This window comes from Halomonas sp. DN3 (assembly GCF_024137905.1).
GTDB classification, from domain to species: Bacteria; Pseudomonadota; Gammaproteobacteria; order Pseudomonadales; family Halomonadaceae; genus Halomonas; species Halomonas litopenaei.
This window is the reverse complement of the sequence record NZ_CP099965.1, coordinates 212072-227113: the sequence shown is the minus strand read 5'-3', so window position 1 is coordinate 227113 and position 15042 is coordinate 212072. Positions and strand designations below refer to the sequence as shown.

The following is a 15042-nucleotide window of genomic DNA, read 5'->3' as shown; positions in this document are numbered from 1 at the left end:
GAGCGGGCCGCTGTTTCGTACTTCTTATTGAAAAGAGTTGTAACGCCGTGTGACCTCGCTTCTTCACATTACTTCGAACCTCGATGGTGAGATTTCGCGGCGGCCAAGCTGCCACCACTGTGCCGAGGCAAAGGCGTGAAAACCCCGGCGCAAGGACACCACCACGAAAGATCACAGGCAGACACACTCCCTGGCGAACGTCGCTCTTCCATTCATGTGATTTCGCCCACTCGCCTCGTGAATACGTTTCGGTATCGCGGCAACTGGCGTTGAACACGTAAAACACAAGTGATTATGCTGGGGCTGATCCGGGTCGAACCGGTAAGGTCAGGCTTCTCGTCGAAAGATCCTTTGAGCCTGCCAGGCAGCAAGCCATGAACGCCGGTACAACAATCTTCTTTCTCTTCAAGGAGGTAACCATGCCAGCGAAGTCGAAAGCCCAGCAGATGGCGGCAGGAGCAGCCCTCGCTGCCAAGCGTGGTGAACAGAAGGTGAGCGAACTCGACGGTGCCGCCCGGTCGATGTACGACTCGATGAGCGAAGACGAACTGGAAAAGATGGCGTCGACCGAGCGTACCGGCAAGCCCAGGCACGATTCGCAGTCCTAGGCAGAGAACAGCGTCGGATCAAGACTCCCGTCGATCCTTAAGCGTAGATTAAGGTTTTGCGCCCCATACTGGCTGAGTGACGGTTGGGTAGATCGACGGAGAACATGCCATGCGGGCACTACTGGTGGAGGATGACCCTCTGTTGGGGGAGGGCATCAAGGTCGCGCTTGAACGAGAGGGCTATGCACTCGACTGGTTCACCTGCGGCAAGCCGGCTCTCGAGGCGCTGGCCCTGGAGGCATTTTCGGTGGTGATCCTGGACCTTGGCCTGCCCGACTGCGATGGACTAGAGGTTCTGAGACGCCTGCGCCAGCAAAGTGCCATGCCGGTCCTGATCCTGACCGCCCGTGACGCCGTGGAAGAACGTATCCAGGGCTTGGACGCCGGGGCAGACGACTACGTATTGAAGCCCTTCGACCTCCAGGAACTGCTCGCGCGCCTGCGCGTCGTGATTCGACGAGCGGCTGGCCGCGCCAGCTCCACCATCGACATCGGCACGCTGTGCATCGATGAGGCCCGCCATTGCGTCGACTGGCAAGGACGGGGCATCGCCCTGAGTCGTCGCGAGTTCGCCCTGCTGATCGAGCTTGCCCGCCAACCCGGCCAGGTACTGTCCCGCCCCCGCCTGGAGAGCCTGCTCTACGGCTGGGGAGAAGAACTCGAGTCCAACGCGCTGGAAGTTCACGTGCATCATCTTCGCAAGAAGCTGCACAAGGAGATGATCACCACGGTGCGCGGCATCGGCTATCGCCTCAATACCGACTTTCTGGCCGTCGCCACGTGATGTCGATCCATCGCTATCTGTTTCGCACCCTGGCCCTGTCCCTGGCCATGGTGGCGCTGTTGTCGGTGGTGGCCGCCTGGCTGATCTCGCAGAACGAGCTGGAAGAGATCCTCGATGCCCAGCTCGCCTTTACCGGCAGGGGGCTGATGAGCATGCTCCCCGAGGCGCCCGAGGCTGACGACTATCGACGCCTGGCCCGGTGGATGGACCAGCGCAAGGCCAGCGCCCGCCTATACGCTGACAGCGGCACGTCCGACAAGCCCCCGGCGACACCAGGCCAGACCTATCACCACGAAGAGCGCAAGATGGGCTTCGGGCTGTGGACCGAGACCGGCCAGCCGGTGCTGATTGGCCCAGGATGGCAAGACGTCGACCGCCAGCCCCGGATGCCGCCACCCGGTGAGCAGGGTTTCACATGGCGATCACTGGGAGAATCTCGCTGGCGCGTCTTTGCCCTGCACGATACGGATCGCGGTCTGTGGCTACAGATCGGTATCGAACGGGACTTCTTTCTCGACATCATCGAGCGCATTACGCTCAACCACCTCTGGCCCATGCTGCTGCTGATGCCGCTGTGCCTGTTGCTGGTGCTGCGTCATATTCGGCGCGGCCTGCGCCCCATCGAGCGACTATCGCAGCAGGTGGAGCATCGAGACTCCGCCGACCTGAGTCGCATCGAACTGGACGTGCCGACGGAATTGGCCGGACTAAGGGGCTCACTCAACGACTTCATCGGGCGGCTCAAGGCGACCCTGGAAAAGGAGAGGCGCTTCACCGCGGATGCCGCCCATGAACTGCGCACTCCTCTGGCAGCCCTGAAGATCCACCTGGACAACGCCCTGGCAGGCGAAGGCGACGCCCTGCCCAAGGCTCGCCAGGGCGTCGAGCGACTCCAGCGCGTGGTGGAGCAGCTGCTGGTCCTGGCACGGGTCGATCGCCACACCGGTGCTGCACCAGAAAGGGTAGACCTGCGCTCGACCCTGCTGGACCTCGCGGCCGAACTCTGGCCGCTGGCCGACGCTCGTGGCCAGCAACTCCGTCTGGAGCACGTAGATCCGACCACGGTCGAGGGTAATGCCACGGAGCTTGGCATCATGATCCGCAATCTGCTGGACAACGCGCTGCGCTACACACCAGACGGTGGCACCATCGAAGCCATCCTTCACGAAGAGCCCCAGGGTGTGCGTCTAAGCATCCTCGATAGCGGCCCCGGCATTCCCGCTAAGCACCTGGAGCGAGTCACCGAGCGCTTCCATCGCGCCAGCGACGCCACCACCACCGGTAGCGGTCTGGGCCTTTCCATCGTGCTTGCCCTGGCTCAACAGCAGGACGTCGAAGTCAGCCTGAACAACCGTGAGTCAGCAGGGTTTGACGCCACACTTCGCTGGCGACGCTGACATGCCACCCGGCCGTGCAGCACGCCGTCACGCATCGTCACCTCACCACCAATGGCGTGGGTATCGACGATGCCGGGCCAGATTGTTGATCAGGGTAGCGATCACCAACAGCAGCAGGCACCCCGCCGCCACCGGTACCAGCGCGTATCCCCACCCCAACGCGTGCAGCTCCGGTGAGCCAATGACCGCGATCAAGGCCGTTGCGCCGCCTGGGGGGTGCAGGGTGTGGGTCAACTGCATCACCAGAATCGAACTGGAGACCGCGACCGCGGCAGCCAGCCAGTCATCCCCCAGCCATAGCCAGCAGAGCACGCCGACCAGAGCTGACAGGACATTGCCGCCCAGAACATTGCGGGGCTGCGCCAGAGGGCTGTCAGGGGTGGAATACAACAGCACAGAAGTCGCACCGAAGGAGCCGATCATCAACAGTGCCTGAGTCGATAGCCATTCGTGGCTCAACCAGCCGACGCCGGCCATGCCGACAAAGGCGCCAACCCACGACCACAAGGCATCCTTCCAGCACAGTTGCCCACGCTCAGCGTTCCCACCTTTCATCTTGCCCAGATACGTTTTCACCACCCGCCACCCCGGTTGTCCTGCCGACTCATTCAAAAGGGCCGCATACTCTTGCAAAGGTGGCATCCCGAGGGAAATAGCCTTTTGGCATGCATCTATAGCAAAAGCGATAGTGTCAGGCAGCTCCCCGCCAACCTGGTCAGGCTGTGAATTGGCCTCGGGATGCTGGCGCGAGGCCTATCCCGGACGACACCGCCGTCGAGGTTTCGCCGGTCTTGCAATGTATCCTTGTGGACGGCTTTCGCCCGGAAATTGTCGGTGGGTAGCGCCTGCGCCAAGCGACGGCTCGGCACAGGCATCGTTGGCGCACCCCATTGCCCGGTGAGGTCTGCACCGCACACGCCAGACAGCAGTACAACAAGGTCGACGACCCGAGGCCGCACAGATAGATGTTGACCAAAATGTTTGCCCGAATCGGCAACCAGGGTCGACTCGACTAAAGACAGCCGCACGCTTCGGCGCCGTCTCAGCGGCTGGCATCGCCTGCTTACGGTTAAATTTTTCTCCCGAGACAGACGCCGGCATTTACACTTTTTTCACCGCCAGGACAACAATATAGCGCCCTGTATCACGCAAGCATTGACCGACAATTCTATACTCAAACGCGGATCCATCATGCTGGCGTGGCGACCACTCAGCCCGGCAGGAGCCTTTGCTCTACGCGCCAGGTCATGCTAATCAATGAAGAGGTTGTCTTAAGGCCTTACTACAAGGGACCCACCCCGACCCATGCCGCCCATCTTTATTACCTACCCGCAGGTCGCCCAGGCCATACAGGGAGTACACACGCCCTGGCTCGTCGTCCTGTCGTGTCTGGTGGCACTGGTATCGGTGTATTCGGCCATGGCCGTCGGCGAACGCGTTCACTCTGCGCGATGGCAACATCGACGCAGGGCCTGGTGGCTGGCCGGTGGCACCATGATGGGGCTAGGCATCTGGAGCATGCACTTCACCGGCATGCTCGCCTATCGTCTGCCCTTTCCCGCCCATCATGGTCTGTGGCTGACCCTGGCTTCTTTGCTGCCGGCGGTGGTCGCCGGCCTGATCGCCGTGGCGGCGATGGCTCGCAGGGGACTGTCCACCACGCGCAAGATCATCGCGGGATGCCTGCTGGGGCTGGGTATCGCCACCATGCACTACACCGGCATGGCAGCCATGGAGGCGCCTGCCAGCATGCGCTTCGCTCCCATTCCCTTGCTGCTGTCACTGGTGATCTCGCTGCCCTTTGGTATCGCCAGCATCTACAGCTTCCATGCGTCCAGACACTTGCCCCGCGTGCAGGGCATTCGCCTGGGCAGCCTGCTGGCAGCGGTGTTCGCCGCCCTGGCCATCTGCAGCATGCACTATTCGGCCATGATGGCGGTGTACTTTCTGCCGGACCCAGGCTGGCAGGCGACGGCACCAATGGCCCATCACGGCTCGCTACTGGCCACCGCCGTCGCCGTGCTGTCATTTCTGTTTGCGCTGACCACCCTGGTCACGGTGCTTGTCGACAGGCGGCTACAGGACAGCGCCATGCGCATGCAGGTCTCACGCCGCCAGTTGGTGGATGTCATCGAATCGATGCACGATGGCGTCGTACTGCTGGATCAGCGTGCCCGCATGATCATGTGCAACCACGCCTTCGAGACCCTGACCGGTGTGCCCCATACCGACCTCCAGGGCCACTCGATGCTCAAGCTCAACACCCTGCTGCGGCTCGATCAGCATCGCAGCCAGGTACTGCGCTCGCTGCGAGAAAATGGCGCCTGGATCGGCGATGTCGAGGTCCGACACCGCCAAGGTCGCCGCTTCCCTGCGCGCCTGAGCATCAATCGTGTACGCGCCGACGAAGACGGTAGCGGGCATTTTGTCGCCACCCTCAGCGATACCTCCGCCCACCATGACGCCCAGCAGCATATCCGTTACCAGGCCTATCACGACGGCCTGACCACCTTGCCCAATCGCAGCTCGCTGCAGGAACGCATCCACGCCCTGCAACTGGCCAGCGACATCAGTGGCCGGCACATCATGTTGCTGCTGGTGGATATCGACAACTTCAAGGGCATCAACGATGCCCTCGGTCAGGCCACCGGAGATCGCCTGCTCAAGGCGCTGGCGGCCCGTCTCAGGCCCTGGGCCAGGCAAGCCAACGATCTGGCGCGGCTGAGCAGCAATGAATTTGCGCTGCTCTACGACGGTCTCTCGGTCTCCCCTGAGAATGCCATGGGGCAGGCCAGGGAAAAGGCACGCAGCGTACTGGAATCCTTGAACGGCGACTATTCGCTGGCCGGCGAGCGCCACAGCTGCCGCGTCAGCGGCGGCTACCTGTTGTTTCGTGGCGGTGACCTCGGCGTCAGCGAACTGCTCAAGCGCGCTGGCCTGGCCCTGCTCGAGAGCAAGAGCGAGGCCGCCCAGCGTCCTTGCGCCTTTGAAGCCAGCATGGTCGAGCGCCTGAATGCTCGACTCAGGCTCGAGCGACAGCTCAAGGACGCGGTCGTCGGCGAGCAATTGCGCCAGTACCTGCAGCCTCAGGTCGATCACCAGGGCACGATTACCGGCGCAGAGGTACTGCTGCGCTGGGAGCATCCGGAGCTGGGGCTGGTCTCGCCGAGTGCCTTCATCAGCCTGGCCGAGGACACCGGCCAGATCATCGAACTGGGCAACTGGGTGCTGCGCAAGACCTGTGAGCTGCTGGCCGACTGGCAACACGACCCCCACAGAAGCGCCTGGACCCTGTCGGTCAACGTCAGCGCCCGGGAATTCCAGCGCGCCGACTTCGTCACCGGCGTGGAGAGGGCCCTGACGGATACCGGGGCGCCTGCAAGCCAGCTGACCCTGGAGCTCACCGAGTCCTTGATGCTGGGTGAGGCCTATCCGGTCATCGATACCCTGACCCACCTGCGCACCCTCGGGGTGCGCTTCGCCATCGATGACTTCGGTACCGGCTATTCCTCTCTGGCCTACCTCAAGCGCCTCCCGCTGGACAGCCTGAAGATCGATGTGGCCTTCGTCCGCGATCTGACCGATGACCCCACTGCGGCTCCCATCGCCCAGACCATCATCGCCCTCGCCCAGACCCTGCAACTCGGTGTCATCGCCGAGGGTGTCGAAACCGTGGAGCAGCAAAAGCGGCTGCTGGAGCTGGGCTGTCGTTCATTCCAGGGTTATCTGTACTCGAAGCCCCTTCCCCTCCATCAATTCCTGGCCCTGTCGTCGCGCCGCCGACTGCCGGTAGGTGGATCGGCGATGCCACTGCTTCAGGGCTGACGATTTCTCTGACATGGGCATATGCGAGAAGGTCTCGACTCGGGTACGCCTCTTCCCGCGGAACACCTCTACGTGAGGTATCACCTTTGCTGAACTTGCATTACCGCCACCAATTGGCAAGATGGACACCCTGACCCGAGGCGACTCCATCCCCCATGAACGACCCCCTCAACCACGACGAACGCGCATCGCTGATTTCCCCGGAAAGCCACGTCGAGGGGTTTCGCAAGGCACGAGACGCACGCCGCACCGAACTGATCGAAGACTACGTCGAGCTGATCTCGGATCTGATCACCGACGGCGGTGAAGCGCGCCAGACCGATATCGCCCGCCGCCTGGGCGTCGCCCAGCCCACCGTCGCCAAGATGCTCAAGCGTCTCGATGACGAGGGCCTGATCATCAAGCGCCCCTATCGCGGCATCTTCCTGACCGACAAGGGCAAGGCCCTGGCCGATGCCAGCCGCGAACGACACCAGATCGTCGAAGCCTTCCTGATCAAGCTGGGCATCAATCCCGAAACCGCGCGGGTCGACGCCGAAGGCATCGAGCACCATGTCAGCGCCGAGACCCTGGCCGCCTTCGAACGCTTTCTGAAACGCTGACGCCATCGCCGGAGCCCATCCCATCCGGCTCCGTGCCCCCTCCCCCCCTCAGCCAGCCCCGGCCACCTCCAGGCGACAGGGCCTGTCGGTGCGCTCCAACGCGCGAATAGCCTGACTCGATCACCTCGATTAGCGCTCTACGCTTGACGCGAGGGGCCTTAGGCGCCAAAACTTAGCCACGTCTATAAATGATAGCCAAATAGCACTTCGATGCTGCTTGCGCGTTGTTCTTGCCCCGAGGAGCCCTGTTCATGCGTCGTTCAGCCCCGGCTTCGGCCCTGCTGACCCTGGCCTCGCTGGCCGCTCTGACCACCACCCAGGTTCACGCCCAATCCGACGCTGCGAAGACGCAGGCACCGCTGGATGTGGTCGTCACTGTCGGCATGCTCGGCGATCTGGTCGAACAGGTGGGCGGCGACTGCGTCGCGGTCAACACCATGATGGGGCCGGGGATCGATCCCCACCTGTACCAGGCCAGCGCCCGCGACGTGCACGATCTCGATCAGGCCGAGCTGATCCTCTACAGCGGCTTTTCACTGGAGGGCCAGCTCGGCAAGGTGTTCGATCGATTTTCCCGGATCAAGCCCACCGCTGCGGTAAGTGAGCAGGCCGTCGGCGACGACCAACTTATCCACACCCAGGACGCCTATGGCGTCGACCCCCACCTGTGGATGGATGCAGGACTCTGGGCCCGGAACGTTCCGGTCATCGCGGAACTGCTGGGAGAGCAGCGTCCGCACTGTGCCGAGGCCATGCAGCAGCGCGCCGAGGCCTACCAGGCGTCACTGGCCGAACTCGATGACTGGATTCAGGCCAGCATCGACAGCATCCCGGCCGAGCAGCGCATCCTGGTGACCGCCCACGACGCCTTCGGCTACTACGGACGCGCCTACAGCATCGAGGTGGCCGGCATCCAGGGGCTATCCACCGCCACCGAGACCGGCGTGGCCGATATTCGCCGCATGGCCGAGCTGGTGGTCGAGCGTGGCGTTCCCGCCATGTTCGTCGAGAGCACCATCAATCCGCGCACCGTCCAGGCGGTGATCGACGCCGCCGCCGATCAGGACCACCGGGTCGAGATCGGCGGGCAGCTCTATTCCGACGCCATGGGCGCCAAGGGCACCCTGGAGGGCACCTACATCGGCATGCTCAAGAGCAACACCGAGCATATCGTCAGCGCCCTGGGCGGTCAGCCCGCCCCCTTGCCCGAGGCCCTCGCGGAGCAGATCGCCTCCGCCAGCCAGGACGCCGACCAGTGAACACCACCACCCCGCAGCGCTTGAACGCCACCGCGAGGTCGACAGGAGCCACACCATGAGCGAGCAGCTCCACGAACCCGACCTGGCCCTCCACGTGGAGGACCTGACGGTCAGCTACCATGGCAAGCCGGTGCTGTGGGACATCGATTTCGACGTACCGCCCGGTGTCATGGCCGCCATCGTCGGCCCCAACGGCGCCGGCAAGAGCACCTTGATCAAGAGCATCCTCGGCCTGGTGCCCAGCGTCGCCGGCCACGTCACCCTGCATGGACGCCCCTACCGCCAGGCGCGGAGGCGGGTCGGCTACGTGCCCCAGCGCTCCACGGTGGACTGGGACTTTCCCACCACCGCACAGGACGTGGTCGGCATGGGCCTCTACGGCCGGCTGGGCTGGCTCAGGCGGCCCGGCCGCCGCGAGCGACACGAGGCCATGCAGGCGCTGGAGATGGTCGGCATGGACGGCTTTGCCGATCGCCAGATCAGCCAGTTGTCCGGCGGCCAGCAGCAGCGGGTGTTCCTGGCCCGGGCGCTGGTCCAGAAGGCCGACGTCTACTTCCTCGATGAGCCCATGGCAGGCGTCGACGCCACCACCGAACGCGCCATCGTCGACATCCTGCGCAGGCTGCGGGACCAGGGCAAGACGGTGATCGTGGTCCACCACGACCTGCAGACGGTGCGCAGCTACTTCGACTGGATGCTGATGCTCAACGTGCGAGTGATCGCCCAGGGGCCGGTCAACGACGTCTATACCGCCGACAACCTGCGCCGCGCCTACGGCGGCCAGATCGCCCTGCTCGACGATGTCACCGGCGCCATTCCCGCCGAGCGCGAGCTCGCCGGCCAGCGACCCGAGGCGCGCCCGCAGCAAAGCCGTGAAGAGGTGCCGAGATGAGCCTGAACGCCCTGCTCGGCGACTACACCCTGCAGAACGTGGTGATGGGCGCGGCGATGCTGGGTCTGGTCAGCGGCGTGCTCGGCTGTTTCGCGGTGCTGCGCAAGCAGAGCCTGCTCGGCGATACCCTGTCCCACGCGGCGCTACCCGGTGTCTGCCTGGGCTTCATCATCGCCGGGGGCCGCGAGATGGGCAGCATCCTCGCCGGCGCGCTGTTCACCGGCTCCTTGGCGGCGCTGGTGATGCTGCTGCTGACCCGCATGAGCCGGCTCAAGACCGACGCCGCCCTTGGCATCTCGCTCAGCGTGTTCTTCGCCATAGGGGTGGTGCTGTTGACCTATATCCAGGGCACCGGCAACGCATCCCAGGGGGGACTAGACGCCTTCCTGTTCGGCCAGGCCGCCGCCACCCTGCGCAGCGACCTGTGGATCATGGCCGGCGTCAGCGGCGTGGCGCTGGTGCTGGTCGGCGGGCTGTGGAAGGAATTCAAGCTGGTGTCCTTCGACGCCGAATTCGCTGCCACACAGGGCCTGCCGGTCACACTGCTCGAGGCCTTGATGACGGTGATGATCGCCCTGGCCGTGGTGGTCGGCCTGCAGATGGTCGGCGTGGTGCTGATGGCAGCCATGGTCATCGCCCCGGCGGTGGCGGCGCGTCAGTGGGCCAACAAACTGGAGACCATGGTCATGCTGTCGGCGCTGTTCGGTATCGTCGGTGGCGTCACCGGCGCCTTGATCAGTGCCCTCGGCCCGGGGCTCGCCACCGGGCCGCTGATCATCCTGAGCCTGTCCAGCGTGGTGCTGGTATCGCTGCTGTTTGCGCCTCACCGGGGCTTTGTGTGGGAAATCCTCAAGCTTCAGCGTGATCGTCGCCAGCTACGTCACCAGCGCGTGCTCACCACCCTCTACCAGCTCGCCAGCCACCACGCCGATCGCCAGTATCGCTCCGAGAAACGCATGGTGGACGCCTACCTGGGCACCGACAGTCGACGCGCGCTGGAGCGGTTGAGCGCCCGTGGCCTGATCACCCAGCAGACGCCGCCGTCCCACGAACCCGGTGACCACAAGCGCTGGGTACTGACGCCGGAAGGCTGCCGCGAGGCCGAACGCATCCTCGATGACCTGGGCCGGGGAGGCCGCGCATGATGGCATCGCTGTTCAACAATATTCCGCTGATGATCATGCTGGTCGGCGCCCTCGTCGGCATCGCCTCCAGCCTGGTCGGGACCTTTCTGGTACTGCGTGGCACCAGCATGCTGTCCGACGCCATCGGCCATTCCATCGTCTTCGGCATCGTGGTGGTGTGGTTGCTGACCCACCAGGCCAGCGGACCGCTGCAGATCATCGGCGCGGCGCTCACCGGCATCTTCACCGTGTTTCTTACCGAGCTGCTGGTGTCGACCCAGAAGGTCAAGAAGGACGCCGCCATCGGTCTGGTGTTCCCGGTGCTGTTTTCCCTCGGGGTCCTGCTGATCAACCTGTACGCCAGCGACGTGCACATCGATGCCCACACCGTGCTGCTCGGCGAGATCGGCTTCGTGTGGCTCGACACCCTGCCTATCGGCGGTGTCGAGGTGCCCCGGGCGCTGGTCTCCATGGGGGCCATGACGGCGCTGAACCTGGCCTTCGTGGCGGCCTTCTACAAGGAGCTGAAGCTCGCCACCTTCGACAGCGCCCTGGCCAAGGCGCTGGGCTTCGCGCCGACCGCGCTGTTCTATGTGCTGCTGCTGTTGACCAGCGGCACCGCGGTGGCCGCTTTCGACGCTGTGGGCGCGGTGCTGTTCGTGGCCTTTGTCATCGTGCCGCCCTCGGCGGCCTACCTGCTCACCGACCGGCTGTGGAAGATCTTCGTCTACGCCTCGCTGATCGCCGCCGCCTCCAGCGTCTCGGGCTACTATCTGGCGGTGGCCTGGGACGTCTCCATCGGCGGCATGATGGCAGTGATGACCGGCGTCTTCCTCGCCCTGGCCTTCCTCCTCGGCCCGCGCTACGGCGTCTTCGCTCAATGGCTCGAACGTCGCCGCCAGCGCGAGCTGAACGAGAGCCGTACCCTGATGGTGCACCTCTATCACCACGAGGACGGCCCGGAGAAGGCGGTGGAAAACGTCACCATGGCGCTGCGTGATCACCTGATGTGGGACCCCGCCCGTGCCGAGCGGGTGGTGGAGCGCTCGCGCCAGCGCCATCTGGTCGTCCAGGAGGGCGAGCGCCTGCACCTGACCCAGGCCGGACGCAACCTGGCCCGGGAGATACTCGAGCCCGGCGCCAAGGCCGAGACCGGGGCCTGAGCCTGAGCACCGCGCGGACCCGGATACGCCTCTGGCAGCGACATAAGCCCAGCTAGCGCAACAAAAAGGGCGGCCAATGGCCGCCCTTTTCGTGTTCCAACTACCGGTATCAAAGTCGCTTACTGGGCCTGGCGAGGGTCCGGCCAGGCCAGACCATCTTCAGATCTTGATGTCGTAGTCCACGTACTTGTGCATCAGCTCGTCGTAGGTGCCGTCTTCCTTGATCTCGGCCAGGGCCTGGTTGAACTGCTCTGCGAGCTCCTTGTCGCGGGGACGGAAGGCCACCGCCACACCATGGCCGAAGTACGACTTGGGCTCACGGATCAACTCGGAGCTGACCACCACCTCGCTGTCGGCCTCGTCCACCTGCAGATTGGCCAGCGCCAGCGGGTAGTACATGAAGGCGCTGTCCAGGCGTCCGGTCTTGACGTCCAGCGCCAGGTCCTCGGCGGTGGCGTAGCGACGAACCTCCATGATGTCGCCATAGGTGTCGGTGATGAAGCGATCGCGGATGGTGCCGCGCTGTACACCCACCGTCAGGCCTTCGAGGCTGTCGCGATCATCGGGGTCGATCTGCTGATCACGCAGGGTCACCCACACGCTGGGGTTGGAGTAGTAGGGTTCGGAGAACAGCACCTGCTGCCTGCGCTCCTCGGTGATCGCCATCGATGACATGATGGCGTCGTACTTGCGCGCCATCAGCCCCGGGATGATGCCATCCCAGCTCTGCTCGACCCACTCGCACTGGCGCTGGATGCGCCGGCACACCTCTTCCCCGAGCTCCACCTCGAAACCGGCAAGGGTGCCATCGGGAAGACGATACTCGAAGGGCTCGAACGGGATATCCACCCCCAGCTTGAGTGGCTCATCCGCCTGAACGGTGGTGGTAGCAAGGGCGGAGAGCCCGATCAGGGCGCCAAGCAGCAGGGGGCGGGAAAACGATCGCATCCGTGAGATTCCTTTTTTGCGTTATGGTTATTGATCTATGCCTTTTGGGCCTGATGAGTCTGCCACTCTCCGCCTGCGCCGCCAAGCCACTTGCAGGACAATGACAGACACCGCCCCACCACGACCAAGGAATTCCGATGCTCAACGGCCGTGCCCTGGCCTATCTGTGTGAAGTGCAGCGCCGTGGCTCGCTGCGCGCCGCCGCCGTCCACCTCAATGTGGACGTTTCGGCCATCAGCCGACTGATCCGGCGCCAGGAAGAAGAGCTGGCGACGCCCCTGCTGACCCGCCACCCCGACGGCGTCTCGCTGACCGAAGCCGGGCGCCTGCTGGTCGACCACCATCGCGCCCAGTGCGACGCCGAGAGCGCCACCCTATCGCGGCTCAACGCCCTGCAGAGCCTGAACAGCGGGGAGGTTCGTCTGGCGGTGGGCGAAGGCTTTATCGCCGATCTGATCAACGCCCCGCTGCAGACCTTCATGACCGCCCACCCGGGCATCGACATCGTGGTGGTGATGGCCGGCGTCAACGAGGCCATGGCCCTGATCCGCGATCGCGAGGTGGACCTGGCGCTGCTGTATGCCCCACCGGTGGACCCGACGCTGCACTGCCATGTCGAGCGCCGCCACCCGCTGGACCTGATCGTACCCGCCGACCACCCGCTGACGCGGCGCCAGACGCCGCTGACCCTCTACGAGATCAGCGACTGGCCGCTGGCGCTGATGGACAACCCCTTCGGCATGCGCCAGATGGTCGATCAGGTGGCCCACCAGGAGCGCCTGCATCTGACCTCACGGCTGCACACCAATTCGGTGGCGGTGCTGAAGAACTTCGTGCGCTCCGGGATCGGTGTCACCTTCATGCCGGAACTGACCGTTGCCGACGATATCGAGCAGGGGCTGATCCGGGTGTTGCCGCTGGCCCATCCGGTGCTCAATGGTGCCCGCGCCCAGATCGTCAGCCGCCAGGATCGACCGCTCTCGGTGGCCGCCGAGGCGTGCCTGTCCCATCTCAGACGAGGCATGCGCTTCTTTCAGGATGACGCCCCTCGCGTCAAGGCAGCTTGCCGCTACTGAGGCGTTGCCTGAAGATCAACGCTATAGGGTTTGATTAGTCAACGCGACAACGCCTAGTCTCGATATCGACTTGCAACGATGCCGTTTTACAACAACACGACAACACCGGAGAGTCCCATGAGCCTGTTTCGTCCCCTTCCCCTGGTCGCCGCCCTGTCCACCGCTGCGGCGCTGAGCCTGTCGGCCGCTTCGGCGCTGGCCGCCACCACCGTCAACCTGAGCTACAACGGCGCCCCGGATCCGGACAAGAACGCCGTCCACGTCTTCGCCACCAACCTCAAGGAACTGGTGGAAGAAAAGACCGGCGGTGAGCTCGAGCTCAAGCTCTACCCCAACAGCATGCTGGGTGAAGAGCAGGAGCGCATGGAGCAGACCATGGCCTCGCCGAGCCTGAACATCGCCTCCTTCGCCGGCATGTCGCCGATCGTTCCCGAGGTATTCGTCAGCGCCATCCCCTTCCTGTTCAAGGATTTCGATGACGCCCGCACCTTCTTCGACGAAGGCGCCTACTGGCAGGCGGTGAAGGACGATCTCGAGGGCCGCGCCGGGCTTGAGCTGCTGGCGGTGGTCGAGGAAGGCGGCTTCCTGGCCTTCACCAACGACAAGACACCGATCGCCGAGCCGGCCGACTTCGAGGGCCTGCGCTTCCGCGCCATGGACCCGAGTCAGGTGGCCCTGTACGAAGCCTTTGGCGCCTCCGGCACCCCGATTCCCTGGACCGAGGTCTACATGGCGCTGAAGACCGGCGTCGCCGACGGCCAGATGAACCCGCCGATGTACATCATCCTGGGCAGCCTGTACGAGGTGCAGGACTACCTGACGCTGGCCAACATCCAGTACTCCGACCAGTTCCTGGTGGGCAACGCCAGCATGATCAACGGCTGGGATGAAGAGACCCAGGCGGCCTTCCGCGAGGCGGTGGCCGAGGCCAACCAGCTGGCCCGTGAGCACAACCAGGCCAAGGTCGACGAGCGCATCGCCTACCTCGAGGAGCAGGGCATGGAGGTCATCCGTCCCAGCGCCGAGCAGCTCGAGGCCTTCCGCCAGCAGGGCCAACCGGCCTATCTGGAGTGGCTCAAGGACCAGAACATCGAGCAGCGCTACATCGACATGGCCCTGGATGACGCTGGCGTCGAGCTCAGCGGCGAATAACCGCTAGACCGTGCTCAGGCCCTGACGGGCCTGAGCCAGACAGCCCAAGCAAGCGCCTGGCGGCCATACCCGTCGACCAGGCGCTGCCCAGAGCGCGGCTGCCTTGAGCCCCTCTACACTGGGACTTTTCACTAAAGCCCGGTCGCTGGAAAGCCTCAATCTCCGGATAATCCTCGATTGGATGCTGCCCGAGGGCGCTCCGCCGATCTTCA

General features: G+C 64.3%; 13 protein-coding genes. 11 read left to right on the top strand and 2 right to left on the bottom strand.

The annotated features are described in order from the left end of the window. Positions 1 to 419: 419 nt before the first annotated feature. The 3 genes from NKF27_RS01015 to NKF27_RS01005 all read left to right on the top strand — a co-directional run bounded on the left by NKF27_RS01015 (position 420) and on the right by NKF27_RS01005 (position 2789). Positions 420 to 608 (top strand): DUF3008 family protein, encoded by a 189-nt coding sequence (locus NKF27_RS01015; RefSeq protein WP_108131823.1) that lies wholly within the window; start codon positions 420 to 422, stop codon positions 606 to 608. A 109-nt stretch (positions 609 to 717) separates the two neighbouring features. Next, positions 718 to 1392, top strand: coding sequence for a response regulator transcription factor (locus NKF27_RS01010; RefSeq protein WP_253554982.1), 675 nt, complete (start codon positions 718 to 720; stop codon positions 1390 to 1392). Beyond that, entirely contained in the window at positions 1392 to 2789 is a 1398-nt protein-coding gene (locus tag NKF27_RS01005) for an ATP-binding protein (protein ID WP_367399263.1), read from the top strand. The genes NKF27_RS01010 and NKF27_RS01005 overlap by 1 nt, the downstream gene beginning before the upstream one ends. A 42-nt stretch (positions 2790 to 2831) precedes the next feature. Here NKF27_RS01005 and NKF27_RS01000 read toward each other — a convergent pair whose 3' ends face one another. After that, positions 2832 to 3296, bottom strand: coding sequence for an HPP family protein (locus NKF27_RS01000; protein ID WP_308812437.1), 465 nt, complete (start codon positions 3294 to 3296; stop codon positions 2832 to 2834). 798 nt (positions 3297 to 4094) lie between these two features. On the opposite strand from NKF27_RS01000, the gene NKF27_RS00995 reads away from it, so the two are divergent. From NKF27_RS00995 to NKF27_RS00970, 6 genes are all read left to right on the top strand, one after another. Beyond that, a complete protein-coding gene (locus NKF27_RS00995; RefSeq protein ID WP_253554978.1) occupies positions 4095 to 6614 on the top strand; it encodes an EAL domain-containing protein in 2520 nt (839 codons plus the stop codon). 155 nt (positions 6615 to 6769) lie between these two features. After that, entirely contained in the window at positions 6770 to 7216 is a 447-nt protein-coding gene (mntR, locus tag NKF27_RS00990; RefSeq protein ID WP_045993173.1) for a manganese-binding transcriptional regulator MntR, read from the top strand. 251 nt (positions 7217 to 7467) lie between these two features. Then, positions 7468 to 8475, top strand: a complete 1008-nt coding sequence (locus NKF27_RS00985) for a zinc ABC transporter substrate-binding protein (protein WP_253554977.1) — start codon at positions 7468 to 7470, stop codon at positions 8473 to 8475. 55 nt (positions 8476 to 8530) lie between these two features. Beyond that, the gene (locus NKF27_RS00980; protein ID WP_253554976.1) at positions 8531 to 9367 is read left to right on the top strand and encodes a metal ABC transporter ATP-binding protein; all 837 of its coding nucleotides are present in this window, start codon (positions 8531 to 8533) and stop codon (positions 9365 to 9367) included. Further along, entirely contained in the window at positions 9364 to 10512 is a 1149-nt protein-coding gene (locus NKF27_RS00975) for a metal ABC transporter permease (RefSeq protein ID WP_253554975.1), read from the top strand. The genes NKF27_RS00980 and NKF27_RS00975 overlap by 4 nt, the downstream gene beginning before the upstream one ends. Then, positions 10509 to 11654, top strand: coding sequence for a metal ABC transporter permease (locus NKF27_RS00970; protein ID WP_213227384.1), 1146 nt, complete (start codon positions 10509 to 10511; stop codon positions 11652 to 11654). Before NKF27_RS00975 ends, NKF27_RS00970 begins: the two co-directional genes overlap by 4 nt. A gap of 159 nt (positions 11655 to 11813) precedes the next feature. Here the strand turns inward: NKF27_RS00970 and NKF27_RS00965 are convergent, their stop codons facing one another. Beyond that, complete coding sequence (locus NKF27_RS00965; protein WP_108131830.1) at positions 11814 to 12602, bottom strand: transporter substrate-binding domain-containing protein; 789 nt, start codon at positions 12600 to 12602, stop codon at positions 11814 to 11816. Positions 12603 to 12739: 137 nt separating this feature from the next. On the opposite strand from NKF27_RS00965, the gene NKF27_RS00960 reads away from it, so the two are divergent. Together NKF27_RS00960 and dctP are read left to right on the top strand one after the other, a co-directional pair. Continuing rightward, the gene (locus tag NKF27_RS00960; RefSeq protein ID WP_045993168.1) at positions 12740 to 13678 is read left to right on the top strand and encodes a LysR family transcriptional regulator; all 939 of its coding nucleotides are present in this window, start codon (positions 12740 to 12742) and stop codon (positions 13676 to 13678) included. Positions 13679 to 13795: 117 nt separating this feature from the next. Beyond that, the gene (gene dctP / locus NKF27_RS00955) at positions 13796 to 14830 is read left to right on the top strand and encodes a TRAP transporter substrate-binding protein DctP (protein ID WP_253554974.1); all 1035 of its coding nucleotides are present in this window, start codon (positions 13796 to 13798) and stop codon (positions 14828 to 14830) included. The last annotated feature ends 212 nt before the right edge of the window (positions 14831 to 15042 follow it).

Excerpts from the sequence above, each read along its gene's own strand:
- NKF27_RS01015 (WP_108131823.1), top strand. The coding sequence starts at position 420 with ATGCCAGCGAAGTCGAAAGCCCAGCAGATGGCGGCAGGAGCAGCCCTC.
- NKF27_RS01010 (WP_253554982.1), top strand. The coding sequence starts at position 718 with ATGCGGGCACTACTGGTGGAGGATGACCCTCTGTTGGGGGAGGGCATC.
- NKF27_RS01005 (WP_367399263.1), top strand. The coding sequence starts at position 1,392 with ATGTCGATCCATCGCTATCTGTTTCGCACCCTGGCCCTGTCCCTGGCC.
- NKF27_RS00995 (WP_253554978.1), top strand. The coding sequence starts at position 4,095 with ATGCCGCCCATCTTTATTACCTACCCGCAGGTCGCCCAGGCCATACAG.
- mntR (WP_045993173.1), top strand. The coding sequence starts at position 6,770 with ATGAACGACCCCCTCAACCACGACGAACGCGCATCGCTGATTTCCCCG.
- NKF27_RS00985 (WP_253554977.1), top strand. The coding sequence starts at position 7,468 with ATGCGTCGTTCAGCCCCGGCTTCGGCCCTGCTGACCCTGGCCTCGCTG.
- NKF27_RS00980 (WP_253554976.1), top strand. The coding sequence starts at position 8,531 with ATGAGCGAGCAGCTCCACGAACCCGACCTGGCCCTCCACGTGGAGGAC.
- NKF27_RS00975 (WP_253554975.1), top strand. The coding sequence starts at position 9,364 with ATGAGCCTGAACGCCCTGCTCGGCGACTACACCCTGCAGAACGTGGTG.
- NKF27_RS00970 (WP_213227384.1), top strand. The coding sequence starts at position 10,509 with ATGATGGCATCGCTGTTCAACAATATTCCGCTGATGATCATGCTGGTC.
- NKF27_RS00965 (WP_108131830.1), bottom strand. The coding sequence starts at position 12,602 with ATGCGATCGTTTTCCCGCCCCCTGCTGCTTGGCGCCCTGATCGGGCTC.
- NKF27_RS00960 (WP_045993168.1), top strand. The coding sequence starts at position 12,740 with ATGCTCAACGGCCGTGCCCTGGCCTATCTGTGTGAAGTGCAGCGCCGT.
- dctP (WP_253554974.1), top strand. The coding sequence starts at position 13,796 with ATGAGCCTGTTTCGTCCCCTTCCCCTGGTCGCCGCCCTGTCCACCGCT.